11 protein-coding genes are annotated in these 13,703 nt (G+C 46.4%); 6 read left to right on the plus strand and 5 right to left on the minus strand.

What is annotated here, in order from left to right; translation table 11 throughout:
* Window positions 1-37 precede the first annotated feature (37 nt).
* Entirely contained in the window at window positions 38-2,065 is a 2,028-nt protein-coding gene (locus tag R7P69_RS00555; protein ID WP_042522295.1) for a tRNA(Met) cytidine acetyltransferase TmcA, read from the plus strand.
* Between the two features lie 251 nt (window positions 2,066-2,316).
* The gene (locus R7P69_RS00560; protein WP_042522292.1) at window positions 2,317-3,996 is read left to right on the plus strand and encodes a DUF342 domain-containing protein; all 1,680 of its coding nucleotides are present in this window, start codon (window positions 2,317-2,319) and stop codon (window positions 3,994-3,996) included.
* 56 nt (window positions 3,997-4,052) lie between these two features.
* Here R7P69_RS00560 and catC read toward each other — a convergent pair whose 3' ends face one another.
* The gene (catC, locus tag R7P69_RS00565; RefSeq protein ID WP_171345557.1) at window positions 4,053-4,712 is read right to left on the minus strand and encodes a type C chloramphenicol O-acetyltransferase; all 660 of its coding nucleotides are present in this window, start codon (window positions 4,710-4,712) and stop codon (window positions 4,053-4,055) included.
* A gap of 88 nt (window positions 4,713-4,800) precedes the next feature.
* Between catC and R7P69_RS00570 the strand changes: the two genes are divergently transcribed.
* The gene (locus R7P69_RS00570) at window positions 4,801-5,712 is read left to right on the plus strand and encodes a LysR family transcriptional regulator (protein ID WP_171345556.1); all 912 of its coding nucleotides are present in this window, start codon (window positions 4,801-4,803) and stop codon (window positions 5,710-5,712) included.
* A 37-nt stretch (window positions 5,713-5,749) separates the two neighbouring features.
* A complete protein-coding gene (locus R7P69_RS00575; protein WP_069536995.1) occupies window positions 5,750-6,415 on the plus strand; it encodes a peptidase E in 666 nt (221 codons plus the stop codon).
* A gap of 89 nt (window positions 6,416-6,504) precedes the next feature.
* Here R7P69_RS00575 and R7P69_RS00580 read toward each other — a convergent pair whose 3' ends face one another.
* The 3 genes from R7P69_RS00580 to murQ form a co-directional block, all read right to left on the minus strand.
* Window positions 6,505-7,560, minus strand: a complete 1,056-nt coding sequence (locus tag R7P69_RS00580; RefSeq protein WP_238952379.1) for a porin — start codon at window positions 7,558-7,560, stop codon at window positions 6,505-6,507.
* Window positions 7,561-7,708: 148 nt separating this feature from the next.
* Complete coding sequence (murP, locus tag R7P69_RS00585; RefSeq protein WP_062730872.1) at window positions 7,709-9,163, minus strand: PTS N-acetylmuramic acid transporter subunit IIBC; 1,455 nt, start codon at window positions 9,161-9,163, stop codon at window positions 7,709-7,711.
* A 28-nt stretch (window positions 9,164-9,191) separates the two neighbouring features.
* Window positions 9,192-10,094, minus strand: coding sequence for an N-acetylmuramic acid 6-phosphate etherase (murQ, locus tag R7P69_RS00590; protein WP_064354432.1), 903 nt, complete (start codon window positions 10,092-10,094; stop codon window positions 9,192-9,194).
* 242 nt (window positions 10,095-10,336) lie between these two features.
* Here murQ and R7P69_RS00595 point away from each other — a divergent pair, with 242 nt between their 5' ends.
* Entirely contained in the window at window positions 10,337-11,188 is an 852-nt protein-coding gene (locus tag R7P69_RS00595; RefSeq protein ID WP_033907250.1) for a MurR/RpiR family transcriptional regulator, read from the plus strand.
* A gap of 19 nt (window positions 11,189-11,207) precedes the next feature.
* Here R7P69_RS00595 and mpaA read toward each other — a convergent pair whose 3' ends face one another.
* Window positions 11,208-11,918: a murein tripeptide amidase MpaA gene (mpaA, locus tag R7P69_RS00600; protein ID WP_064354431.1), complete on the minus strand. Its 711-nt coding sequence runs from the start codon at window positions 11,916-11,918 to the stop codon at window positions 11,208-11,210.
* A 141-nt stretch (window positions 11,919-12,059) separates the two neighbouring features.
* On the opposite strand from mpaA, the gene R7P69_RS00605 reads away from it, so the two are divergent.
* Complete coding sequence (locus tag R7P69_RS00605) at window positions 12,060-13,685, plus strand: ABC transporter substrate-binding protein (RefSeq protein WP_064369550.1); 1,626 nt, start codon at window positions 12,060-12,062, stop codon at window positions 13,683-13,685.
* Window positions 13,686-13,703 lie beyond the last annotated feature (18 nt).

The raw sequence follows: 13,703 nt of genomic DNA on the forward strand, positions 1-13,703 counted from the left end.
TGATACCATTGCGTCAGTTCAACGTTGGATAGACAAAATGCAGACACAATCTGATTTCCTTTCATCACTTCAACATCAAGCTCACCAATCTTTCCAAAGGATTGGTGTTGTCATTCAAGGCGAGGCTTCTTGGCAAAATGCGTTGATGTCAGAGTTCCATAAAACGCAGCGCCATCAACGTTGGTTTTCTGTTGGTGATTTTGGTTTGAAAAACGTATCCAGTGTTTCGTCTAAACAAGGGCACATGTTGCTAGGCAGAGAGTGTGACGTTCTATTGTTTGATGCTCGAAATGGCTTTGACGCAAATAGTTTTACCGCCGCGCTTGGCTCATTGGTTGGCGGCGGTTTTCTTATTGTCATTACTGAGCCGCGACAACCAACGAATTTTGCTCAGCAATGGATGCACAAACAATGGGAGAAGCTCGTTGTTATTGAGCAAGACAAACCATTGCCAACGGCTCCAGACATCAAGCAAGCAGAAAAAGAAAGCCACTACACGGAACAAGAACATGCCATTTCTCTAATTGAAAAGGTGGTAACTGGACATCGAAAGCGACCGTTAGTTTTGACCGCTGATCGTGGGCGCGGAAAAACAAGTGCCCTCGGCATTGCGTGTGCGAACTTATTACAGCAGAAGCCGCTTAGAATCTTAATTACGGCACCATCTATAAAAGCCGTTGAGCCTGTTTACCAACATGCTTTACGTTTACTCCCTAGCGCACAGCGTATTAAGAAGGACAGATTAGAATCAGGCCAGGGAGCCATTCAATTCATTGCTCCTGACGAACTTCTATCGAGCAGACCTGAATGTGATTTGTTACTTGTCGATGAAGCGGCTGCAATTCCAGTTCCTATGCTCAAAAGCATTACCGAACATTATCATCGACTCGTTTTTTCTACGACTGTTCATGGTTATGAAGGTTGTGGCCGGGGCTTTACGATTAAATTTGTTGATTGGCTTCAGAAACAGCGTTCGGGAATGAAAACATGGCACATGACACAGCCCATCCGCTGGAGCATGAATGATGCGCTTGAATCATGGCTCTATGACGCGTTTTTGTTGGATGCGGAGTTAACGCACCATCAACTTAAACAGGTCGACTCAATTTCCCTTTCTAAAGCCGATAAGAACAATTTGATATCGCAGCCTAGTTTGCTGCGTGAGTGCTTCGCTCTTTTGGTGAATGCTCATTATCAGACCTCGCCGAATGATTTGATTCACCTATTGCAAGACGACAACAGTCAGCTCTATTTTGCTAAGCAAGATAATGCGGTTGTGGGGGTGATATTAGCGGTCGAAGAGGGGGGCCTTGACGATGAATTGATTGAAGAAATCCAGCTTGGTAAGCGTCGTCCTAAAGGACACTTAGCCCCAATTACGATTGCAAACCACCTAGGATTCCCGAATGTCGCGAATCTATCGACGCTGCGAGTCATGAGAATTGCGGTTCATCCAGCATTGCAAGGCAAAGGCATTGGTCAAAAAATTCTGCAGCAACTTGAGCAAATGGCTGCTAAACACATTGCCTACTTATCCACGAGTTTTGGTGCGACGGAAGAGTTGCTCTATTTCTGGCGACAATCGAACTTCCGTACAATTCGCTTAGGGTCAATGCGCGATGCTGCTAGCGGTTGTTATTCAGTCTTGATGGTCAAACCTTGTGATTCCCAACAGACGGCTTGGGTCGACCAATCTCAGGCGCTATTTGAAGAAATGTTGTCTAACAATGTGGCTGACGTCTATCCAAAATTAGAAGCCCCTATTTTTCGAGCTCTATTGCCGCAACCTTTGGGAATGAGTCCACTTCATCCCGCTAAGTTATTACTAATTGAATGTTATGCTGATGGTGGTAACAGTTATGAGTCTGTGTCTGTGTGGCTTCAACAGTGGTTACTTAATTTAGGTTTGAACTCCGCTTCCGACTTGATGATTAGTAAGCTTTTTCTTAACCGTAGTTGGACTGAATGTGCTCAGCAATTTGGTTTACCTGGAAGAAGGCAAGTTGAGCAGCAGTTAAGGGACGAAGTAAGACACATTTGGAGCGATTTACACTGTAAACAATAAAGGGAAATTTACACTGTAAATGAAATTATTGGGAGCTGATTTTACACTGTAAATCCAGCTCCTTTTTGTTTCAGCGTGTATTTTGATTGAGCCTTAGGCTAAATCGAGTTTTCTCTTAATATCCTGTTTAACCGTTATTGATGGATTACTTTCTTTAGTGACGTGAGCCCTATAATAAGAAATGCGAGGTTTGTTCAGAAAACGGATTTGGTTAGACTGAAAGTGTTGATGGGAAGCAAAGTGGTAAGGGTATGTGGAAGCTGTGTCTTGAGTTATCTGAAGATAAGATCAAGGTGATAGCCCGTCTTCCGGGTGAAGTGGATCTCGGTGGTGAGCTAAATCAAAATGAATTAAACGAGCAGCTCGTCGCAATGAACGCTGAAAAGATGTTTATTGTAGAGGGGGAAGTCGTTAGGTTCATTAACTGCGCCAAAGAACGTAAAGCTGAAGCTTACGAAGGCATCGTCATTGCAGAAAAACGCAACGCACAAGTTGAGGTCGAATTGTCGAATAATGACATGCTCGCCAGTATGAACGTTGTCGGCGCGTACGGAGGCCGAGGTTTACGTGGCCCCGAGATTGTTCAAGCTCTTGCTCAAGCGCGAGTTTCGAAAGGCATCAACAAACTGGCTTTGAAGAAAGTGTTGGTTGTCAGCACTCAGCTCAAACCTGGCGAAACTTTTTCTCAACCTGTAGCGGTTGGTAAGCAACCTATCAAAGGCAAAGACGCTCTTTTTACTCCTCTTGTTAAAGACATCACCAAACGCATCCTCAAACCCAAAGACGGCCAATCTGCTAGCGACAAAATTGATTTACGTAATCTCGGTGAAACTATCGCGGTTGGCGTAGGCGATGAGGTGATGCGCCGAACGCCTGCGACCAAAGGCACGCCTGGTTTTACTGTTCAAGGGCGAGTGATTCCTCCACAAGCCGGAAAAGACAGCCCAATGAAGCCAGGCAAGGGCACCGAGATAAGCAAGCACGACCCAAACCTATTGATTGCATCGGTATCCGGTACGCCTCTAATTAAAGACAAAACCATTGAAGTTGATAACGCACTCTGTCTCAATAGCGTTGGCGTGAATACAGGTCACGTGAAATTCAAAGGGAATGTGATTATCGGTGGCAACATTGAATCCGGAATGATTGTTAAAGCGACGGGCTCTATTACTGTAGGCGGCTTCATTGAATCGGCTGACGTACAAGCACAAGACGACATCCAAGTCGGTAAAGGGATCATTGGCCACACCGTGAGTGATGGTCAGCCAAAGAGTTGTCACGTCAAAGCCAAAGGTTCGATTCGTGCCAGCTACGCCCAATATTGTGATTTGCAAGCCGGCGAAGATATTGAGTTGGCGGTGCACAGCATGAATAACGATATTGTTTGTGGGCGCAATCTGACGGTGCTGGATGCGAACGGTAGGAACGGTACGCTCAGCGGCGGGGATGCAAAAGTCGGTGACAAAGTGGTGTGTTTACAATTGGGCGTAGAAGGCGACACCGCCACTAAGGTAGAAGCGTTCGCGCGATATTCTGCATTTAAGGAGCGATTAGCAGAGCTCAAAGATCGATACAAACGTGCTCAAGAAGGCACGATGGATGTGATTCGTAAAGAGCTCGAATTTAAGAAACGTCCTAAAGCCGAACGTACCGACGAAGAACAAGCTCAGATTGATGTGATGAAAACACAAAACAACGAGCAGCTTGAAGCAATAAAGCAAAAGTTAGAACAAACGGAACATGACTTTGAAGTCGCGTTAGAAGAAAATATTGTCGAAGCCAAAGAGCATGTCTTCACTCGTGTGACGGTGCAGTTTGGCGACGAGCAAGTAACGACAAAGCGTACTCATGGCGGTTGTTCGTTCCGTTTCAATCAATACGAAATTAAAGTCTCGGCGAACTTGGAAGAAGAGGACGTCGCTGCGGTTTAAGCTTTCTTACTCACTGAGCCCACACGTCGCAACAAGATGTGTGGGCTTTTGTTTATCTACAAATCGACAATGTGCTCTTGATAGTAGTCCGCAAGCGCACCGACTTGGCTGCTACACATTACTTTCATTGCTTGTTTAATGTGTTCTATTGGCCAGTTCCACCATTGGATATTGAGTAGAGTTTCAATCTCTTTATCGCTGAATCGTTGACGTACGACTTGGTTGTTTCCAACCACCACCGAATAAGGTTGCACGTCTTTCGTCACTACGGTGCGTGCTCCGATGACGGCTCCATCGCCGATGTTTACTCCGGGCATGATCATCGCCTCGCTGCCAATCCAAACATCGTTCCCCACCACCGTGTCTCCGGCACGCTCGAAACCGTCTTGTACGCCTTCTCCAAATTCTTCAGGAGAGAAGGGGAAGGCCGAAATCCAGTCAATGCGATGACCTTGGTTTCCTGCCATCATAAAGGTGGCTCCAGAAGCGATGGAACAAAACTTGCCAATGATTAATTTGTCGATGCTATCGGGTTCTCTACTTTGCCATTCTTGAAGTGTGACGGGGTCACCCAACAAGTAGCGTACTGCTTGCTCTTCGAAGCTTTTTTGATGATAGAAGCCCGAGTAATAGCTGTAATCGCCAACGATGATACTGGGATTAGTGATGTGATCTTTAATGACTTGACCTTTTAACCACGTGTCGAAAACACTCATAACTCATCCTTTCAAATTTAGGTTGTACAGAGTTTAGTGGCTTTCTATTATTTCCAGTAGTTTGATTTTAGAGATTCAGAATTACTGTATGGAAATAAAATGGCTCAGCTACGTACCACTTTACGTCGCTTTGTGCGAGGAGCGAAGTATTGCTGGCGCAGCAAAGCGACTGAATTGTTCTAATGCGCATGTAAGTCGGCAACTTAAACAGCTTGAAGACATATTGTCGGTGCAGCTTATTCAGCGAACTACGCGCCAGTTTAATTTGACCTACGATGGTTTGCGGTTTTATCAGCAGGTAAAGCAACTGCTCGAAAGCGCTGAGCAGATCAATGAGCAAGTCATGGCAAACGAGATCGTATCGGGAAAATTGAGAATAGCGGCGTCCGCTTCTTTCGGAGCCGCGTTACTCAGCCAAACATTGATCGAGTTTCGATTGCAACATCCACAAGTGAGCGTCGAAGTGATCTTCACAGAGACACCTCTCGACTTGATTGAGGCCGGGTTTGATATCGCATTCTACTTTACCGATAATCCCCCAGAGGGATACGTCGGCCATCAGCTACGCACTTTACACTGTAAACCGATCACTCATCGCTCGTATTTAGCTGATAAACCAAATGTAAGTACGCCAGAGGATCTTGGTGACTTAGAGCACATCCTTTATAAAAGTCGTGACTTGGTGTTAGACAAGTGGACGTTTACGCATAAGCAAACTCAACAGCAGTGCAGCATTGAGTTAGAAAGTACGCTGAGTTTTAATCTTGTCCAGTCCATGTTGGATGCTACTTTGGCTGGCTGTGGTGTAGCCATGTTAGATGAATTTGCACTGGCTAAACTCGACCCTGCACAAAAAGAACAACTCGTGAGTTTGCTGCCAGAATGGCAAACGGATGCGATTTTGCCGCTTTATCTGCTTTACCCAAAACGTGAGCACTTACCAAGAAGAACGCGAGCGTTCATTGATCACTTTAGGAACATATATTCTGTCGGCGAATAGCGACAACAAACTTAGCAACAATTGAGGAAGCAAAGGAATGCGAAAACACTGTATTGCGATTGGTGGTGGTGGCTGGATGATGGGAGAGAATCCGAGCCCGCTCGATCAATACATTTTGTCTTTGTCTGGTAAGGAGAATCCAAACATTTGTTTTCTACCGACAGCCACGGGAGACGCCGATGAAGTTATTGAACGTTTTTACAATGCGAAGCTTAGTGAAAACGTAACCCATTTTCCGCTGTTTAAGTTTGATGCTGGTTGGAAAGAAACGCTATTTGAACAAGACATCATTTACGTCGGTGGCGGTAATACGCGTTCGATGTTGGCCATTTGGCGCGAATGGGGAATCGATAGAATACTCAAGCAGTGTTATGAACAAGGCATCATCATTTGTGGCATGAGCGCTGGTGCAATTTGTTGGTTTGAGTTTGCGGTGACAGACAGTGATCCCGAAGCATACCAAGTTATGCGTTGTCTTGGATTAATTGACGGTTTGGCTGCGGCGCATTTTTCCCATGTTGGTGAGAAGTTTGAGGTTTTCCAAGCCTTTGCTCGTTCTCAACCGAGCATCACTTGTTATGGTATTCACGATTATGCGGCATTGCACTTTGTCGATGGAAAATTGTTAGTTACTGTCACCAGTTTTCCTGATGCAGGCGTGTTGGTCAAAACAGGTAACGAAGAAAACATATTACGAGGGTGAGCTTCTTCAAATCAGCATTAAAGGCAATAACTACTGACCGGACACAGAAGAAGCTCATGGATTCAGCTAACTTACATTAAGTATCGTGCTTACAGCTCGTAACGCAGACCTAAGTGGTAGTAGCTTTCGTCTGCGTGCGCACCGCTAAACGAGACCTCTTGTCCATTGCTGTAGCCACGCGAACCGTTACGATCAACGTAGTTTGTGTAGATAGAAGAACGAGGCGTCAGTTTGTATTGCACTTCTAGCGTTGTATCTTTCAGCTCTAGCTCGTCACCATCACTGTTTTCTAAAGAACGATAACCAGCACGCAGTGCCCATTTGTCATTTACACTGTAAACCGCCGTCAGTTCCATCACTTTGTCGGTACTAGTTTGTGAGTAATAGCCCTCTAGTTCATCTTCCGAGTACAACGCACCCAACATCAAATCACCTAGGTAGTAACGCGTACCTGCGCCCCAGAATGTGTAATCGGTGTCGTTGCTTTCACGTGCATTACCTTTATTTTTCTGCATCGCTACCACTGGTGCCAAGGTACCCAAATTCCCCATGTCTAGCGTATAACGCAGTGCAGCGTTGTAACCGTAGTCGAGCTCAGAAGTGTTGTTTCCTAAAATGTACGCGACAGAAAAATCGACATTACCTAGGCTGTTTTGGTATTGCAGCGTGCCATCTTGACGGAAAACTTGCGTCGCGGTTTTGTCGACCTTATTCGCTTGGCGCGCCATAGAAACATCGGAAGAGGCGAACACATCACCAATGTCGGTAAACATAATCAATCCAGATGCCACGCGACCACCAGTAATGCGACCATAATCTTTCGCATCAATACCCGCCCATACATAACGTGCGGTCAGAGACGGTTTGTCGTTTACTTGGTTTGCGTATTCAGCGGCACCCACTTGGTATTGCGCTTGGCCGATGATCGACGCGTACTCGTTGATGGTTTGTGAACCGTTTAAACCAATACGGCCATCAAACTCGCCATTTGCATCGCCGTGCTCGTCATTTTTACTGGTGACATTGAAACCAAGACGAGAGTATATATTTAAAACTGACCCATCTTCCGCTTGATACAGCTGCGCTGCCATTGTGTTTGATGCCATCAATGTTGGGAGAAGTAGAGTCAAAATGTGCTTTTTCATGATTAACGACCTTTCATTTCTATTGTTTTAGGTACGACAAAGCCTCTTCCGAGTAACGGAATAAGAAAAATTGTCGTGAAGTAGAGAGAGGGTACGCCCTTGTTTGCCAAGGGCGCGAGCTAGTCCATTCCTATAGGGGAAGAATGATTTAGCTTAAATCGACGTCTTTGCAGCCAAAGAAGTAAGTCGCGAGGAAGCCGACGATGTAAGAGATAAGCAGTCCGGCAACAAACACCATCATGCCCGGGAAGATGCCATTTTCAGATGTCATGAGAGGAATCGCCACGATACCGGACGGGCCAAACACCGTATTAAGACCAACTGGTAAGCCAAGGTAAGAAACTAAACCGATAAAGAAGCCGCCCGCAGCACCACCAATACAAGCGGTAACGAATGGTTTTACGCGTGGTAATGTCACGCCGTAAATCAATGGTTCGCCAATGCCTAGAAGACCCGGAATAATAGCGCCTTTAACTTGAGTGCGCAGTAGAGCGTCTTTTTTGGCTTTGAAATACAGCGCCATTGACGCGCCAACCTGACCGCCACCAGCCATTGCCAGGATAGGGAATAGCGAGTTAAAGCCCTGTGCTTCCATCAATGCGAAGTACACTGGAACAAAACCCTGGTGGATGCCAAATACCACAGAAATTAAGAACAAACCTGCCAAGATTGCAGCGCCTAATGGGTTATCGTTTAAGTTGAGGAACAACCAAGACATCCCTTTAAATAACTCGCCGCCGATCGGCATTATGATCAAGAAGGTTACCGCACCCATGATCAATAGAGTGATAACGGACGTTAAGATCATGTCCAGATCATCAGGCATGTATTGACGAACCTTACGCTCGACTTGTGCACCGATGATCGCTGCCAAAAGTACGCCGATAATGTTGCCGCGCGGATCAATCGCAAAGCCGAAAAACTCGTTCATGCCAGAGTAAATGCCGGATGTAGCCTCTGGGTTGTAACCCAGCACAAACAAAGAGGCGAGAATGGCACCATTAACACCAGAGCCGCCAAACGCTTGCTGCGCGTTGTAGCCAATCAGAATACTTAGGAAAGCAAACAGACCCTTACCAAAGACTTTCATGTAGGCGATCAAATCCAACATAAACTGGCTTGGTGTCTGGTCGAGAACAAACATTTGTTCCAATAACGTCGCAAAACCTAACAACAGACCAGCGGCAATAAAACCAGGGATCAACGGCGTAAAGATGGTGGCAAACTTGCTTAAAAAACGCTGAACCGCACTGGTTTGTTTGCTCTTCATCTGTTTTTTCTGCTCGGCCGCGACGGCAGAAAGATCTTGTTGCGGCATATCTGCTTCTTCACTGTCACCAGAGGTTAAGCTGTCGATCAATTGATTCATCATCTCAGCCGCTTGTTGAGCTTTTCCGGGACCGAGAATGATCTGAAACTGCTCATCGCTTTCCACCACACCCATTACGCCGGGAATTTGCTTGATAACTGATTGATCAGCCAAGCCATTGTTGGCGAGCGATAAACGCAAACGCGTCATACAGTTACCACATTTGCTTACGTTGTTACTGCCACCCACTGCGGACAGCAACTGCGATACTGTGTTTGAAGTTATTTTTGCCATAGGGTCTATCCTTCAGAACTCGGATTATTTAGTTATTATTTAGTGCTGCGCGAATAAAGCCGTTGTGCGCGGCGAGGCGTGATTTGGCTTGTTTGGCATCCAAATCGGCCAAAATCATTAAGATGGCGGTTTTGCAGTGGCGACCGCAGGCATTTAATGCTCGCTCTGCTTCTTCTTTTGATGCGTCGGTTGCTTCCACAACAATGTTGGTTTGGCGTTGGATGAGCTTGGCGTTAGTGGCTTCTACATCCACCATTAAGTTGCCAAATACCTTACCGCTACGAATCATTGCGCCTGTCGTGAGCATGTTTAGCACCAGTTTTTGTGCGGTGCCAGCTTTCATGCGAGAAGATCCAGTGACAACCTCTGCGCCAACTATCGGCAGAATCGCGATGTCGGCCGCTTCTGCCATGGCACATTCTGGATTACAGGCGATAGATGCGGTCGTGGCTCCGATGGATTTAGCGTAGTCCAAACCACCTAGTACATAAGGTGTACGGCCACTCGCTGCAATGCCTACAACCACGTCATGCTTGGTGAGGTGAAGTGCTTTTAAGTCGTCTTGACCCATTTTCGCGTTGTCTTCTGCGTTTTCTACCGCTTTTAAAATCGCTTGATGTCCACCAGCAATTAAGCCAATCACCATATCTGGATGCGTGCCGTAGGTAGGAGGACACTCGCTTGCATCAAGAATGCCTAAGCGACCTGACGTACCAGCTCCCATGTAAATTAAACGGCCACCATTTGCAAAAGCTTGGGTAATTGCGTCAACTGTCTCTGCAATTTGTGGTAGCACCGCTTTTACCGCGAGCGGGACTTTTTGATCCTCTTCATTAATGACTTGCAGCATCTCGATGGTCGAAAGCGTATCGATCTCGGCACTGGCTGGGTTACGGCTTTCTGTCACCAATCTGCTTAAATCAATTTTCATGTTTTGCACTCTTCGTAATGTTCAATCTGAGGGCGATTTTATGGAATAAAATATTCAGGTTTGGTGATAAAAATCACACTTGAGGTTATTCTTTATGCAGGAGAAATTTGGAATAATGAGAGAAAACATACGTCTATTACGTCCGGGATTAACTGTCTTGGTTAGAATAATCAGGGGGTTAAATCAAACGCCTATTATTTCTGATTTGGAATAATTTATTTAAAGTTTTTGAGGTTTTTGTTGTGTCAGTTATCAATAAGATAGTCGCGAGGCGTACTCAGCTTTCGCAAAGTGGTCGTTTGGTTGGCGATTGGATTGTTGAAAACGCAGAAAAGGCGGCGCTGCTCACCAGCCAAGAACTTGCGGCGCAAGTAAAAGTGAGTCAATCGAGCATTGTGAAATTTACTCAGCGTATCGGCTTTAAAGGTTACAGCGAGTTTAAGTTAGCTCTGAATGAAGAGATTGGCCGTAAGCATGCGATGCAGTCGACACCGCTGCACAGTGATATTTTGGCTGACGACCCCATTGCGGTAATTTCACAGAAACTGGTGAAAGCGAAAACCGACGCTATGTTTCAAACCACCAATACGCTGTCTTACGAAGCGTGTCACCAAGCGGTGAAATGGTTGAGTGAAGCGCGTCGAGTGCAAGTGGTCGGGATTGGGGGCTCTGCACTGACCGCCAAGGATTTAAGCTTTAAACTGCTTAAACTTGGTATTACGGCGCTTTCTGAACAAGACAGCCACGTGCAGATTGCTGTTGCCCGCACGCTCTCTCCAGAAGATGTTCAGATCGCAATCTCGTTTTCGGGTGAGCGCAAAGAAATTCTCGTCGCGGCAGAAGCGGCAAAAGAGCAGGGCGCGAAGGTGATTGCGTTATCTGCGCCTGGAAGAAGTCGCTTGCGCGGTATTGCCGATATTACGTTTGATACGATTGCCAATGAAACGGAACATCGCAGCTCATCCATTGCTTCGCGTACCGCGCAAAACGTGATCACCGATTTGCTGTTTATCATCTTGGTTCAGCAAAGAGACGACAGTGCCCGTCAGTTGATCAGCGATATTAGTACCGACATCAAACAGATCCTCACATGATCGCTTGTTTAACAGCGGACTAGAGATCCGGATCGTGCCTCAGCAAAGCAATAAAAGCGGAGAGATGTTTTTCAATGGTGAGATCGGCAGAAATCGCGGGTAATTCCAACGTGATGCAAGGTAAATCACGTTCACTACACCAAGTGCCGAATGAGCCGGGTGTTTCGTAGTCGACATCGTCTACAATTGGCAGTTGGAACTGCTCGCGGAGCCATTTGGCAAGGTCGGAATGTTTGGGATCATCCACAAACGCAAGCGGTTCATGAAACGACACCACAAACTTTGGCTTGCGCAGTTCAATCAAGTTAATTAAAGCGCTAACTTCAGGCTCTAGTTGATTTTTAGTGCCAGTTTTCACCTGTACGTCTCGAACGGGGGTGTGAGAACTCCATCGATACACTGTGCCATGCTCAGTCCAATTTTGGGTTGGAAACGCGCGATTGAGGTCCACTTGGTTTGCATTTGCGCGTGTGCCTAGCTGGTTGCCGTCAGGATTCATTGACAGAATCACATCATGTCGTAAGTTTTCAGCAGGCAAGCTTCTTAGCGCGCAGGACAAACCTGCAATCGAGGCTGTCTCATCCCCGTGAGTGCCTGCCAAAATCAAACCTCGTGAAGCACTTTCGACTTGAGCCGGAAAATACAGTAATGGCGCACCAAGCACGGATTGACCGTATGATGTTGGCCGAATTAAAAATGCCGCTCTTTCCGTTCTTGGAATTAGACTCACCGTAATCTCCTGATTGATGAAGTAGTATCAATATCTAAGCTAATTACACCTAGCTAAACTGAACCGTTTAAACTCGTCAACGGTTGAAATGTTAATTGTGGCACTTGCTTCACAAGACGCGTTAGGAGAACGAAAAACGATATGGATTTTAAAAAACATTCAACGGCGTTGCTGATTTCCTCTTTATTCACCCCTTTTCTTGCTACATCAGTTGCTGCGGAGACCTTACCTAAAGGCATTCAACTTGCCGCAGAACAGCATTTAGTACGTGCGAATGACGCAGAGGCGGCGACACTTGACCCAGCGAAAGCCGAAGGTCTGCCAGAAATGCATGTGATTCGTGACTTATTTGAAGGGCTTGTGATTCAAGATCGTGACGGAAACATTATTCCCGGTGTGGCAGAATCATGGGAAACCAAGGATAACCAAACCTTTACTTTTCACTTGCGCAAAGACGCGAAATGGTCGAATGGCGAGCCTGTGACAGCGGATGATTTTGTCTATTCACTGCGCCGAGCGGTGGACCCGAAGACCGCTTCTCCAAATGTTTGGTATCTCAAACTCACCAAGATCAAAAACATCGCCGATGTAGCAGAGGGCAAAAAGCCTTTGGACGATCTCGGTATCAAGGCAGTGGATAAATACACCCTACGTTTTGAGTTGGACAGTCAAGTGCCGTACTTTGTTGCTATGACTGGGCACACGTCCATGATGCCAGTGCATCAAGCGACAGTGGAAAACCGCGACAAGCCGTGGAGCGATCCAGACCAATTTGTTAGCAACGGTGCATTCACATTGGATAAGTGGGTCGTGAATGAACGCATTGAACTGGTTAAGAGTCCAAGTTACTGGGACAGCGCAGATACGCATCTAAACAGAGTGACTTACATTCCGTTTGAAAACCAAAACGCGTCTATCAATCGCTTTGCGGCAGGAGAGCTGGATATCACGTCAGATGTGCCGACTCATATGGCGCAGAAGCTTAAACAAGATTACAAGCAGGCTTACACGGTGGTGCCATTATTGTGTACGTATTACTACGCGTTCAATACCACTCGTCCGCCATTTGATGATGTGCGAGTGCGTCAAGCGGTGTCGTACTCCATCATGCGCGATGTGATTACGAATGGTGTCACGCAAGTGGGCAACCTTCCTGCTTATACTTTTGCGCATCAGTACACCGCAGGGTTTGATGCGACGCCGCCTGAATACAGTAAGTGGAGTCAGCAACAACGTGACGAGAAAGCGCGTCAGTTGTTAAAAGAAGCGGGTTACAGCCAAGACAAGCCGCTCGATTTTAAATTGCTGTACAACACCAGTGAGGCAAACAAATCGATCGCGGTTGCGATAGCGTCGATGCTACAAAAAAATCTCGGTGCAAACGTGGAGTTAGAAAACCAAGAGTGGAAGTCGTACTTAGTGGCGCGTAAACAAGGCAATTTCGATGTGATGCGCGCTTCCTGGTGTGGTGATTACAATGAAGCGTCTACTTTCCTGAGCTTACTTCGCTCAGGTTCCTCGGGTAACTTTGCACGTTACAGCAGTGAAGCGTACGACAACGCGATGAACAGTGCATTGGCTGCAACCAATGAGAAAGCACGCCAAGGTTTCTATGATCAAGCCGAGCAATTGTTGGCGGCGGATATGCCAATCGCACCGATTTACTACTACATGCAAGCGCGTTTGGTTCGTCCTACGGTTGGCGGTTTTGCCAAGAACAACGTAGAAGGTCGTATCTACTCGAAAGACCTCTACATCAAGAAGTAGCGCTCAAAACAATCGATA

Source organism: Vibrio sp. 661 (assembly GCF_033339315.1).
GTDB classification, from domain to species: domain Bacteria; phylum Pseudomonadota; class Gammaproteobacteria; order Enterobacterales; family Vibrionaceae; genus Vibrio; species Vibrio alginolyticus.

Bases quoted from the DNA above. Each gene is read 5' to 3' on its own strand.
- R7P69_RS00555 (WP_042522295.1), top strand. From the start codon at position 38: ATGCAGACACAATCTGATTTCCTTTCATCACTTCAACATCAAGCTCAC.
- R7P69_RS00560 (WP_042522292.1), top strand. From the start codon at position 2,317: ATGTGGAAGCTGTGTCTTGAGTTATCTGAAGATAAGATCAAGGTGATA.
- catC (WP_171345557.1), bottom strand. From the start codon at position 4,712: ATGAGTGTTTTCGACACGTGGTTAAAAGGTCAAGTCATTAAAGATCAC.
- R7P69_RS00570 (WP_171345556.1), top strand. From the start codon at position 4,801: ATGGAAATAAAATGGCTCAGCTACGTACCACTTTACGTCGCTTTGTGC.
- R7P69_RS00575 (WP_069536995.1), top strand. From the start codon at position 5,750: ATGCGAAAACACTGTATTGCGATTGGTGGTGGTGGCTGGATGATGGGA.
- R7P69_RS00580 (WP_238952379.1), bottom strand. From the start codon at position 7,560: ATGAAAAAGCACATTTTGACTCTACTTCTCCCAACATTGATGGCATCA.
- murP (WP_062730872.1), bottom strand. From the start codon at position 9,163: ATGGCAAAAATAACTTCAAACACAGTATCGCAGTTGCTGTCCGCAGTG.
- murQ (WP_064354432.1), bottom strand. From the start codon at position 10,094: ATGAAAATTGATTTAAGCAGATTGGTGACAGAAAGCCGTAACCCAGCC.
- R7P69_RS00605 (WP_064369550.1), top strand. From the start codon at position 12,060: ATGGATTTTAAAAAACATTCAACGGCGTTGCTGATTTCCTCTTTATTC.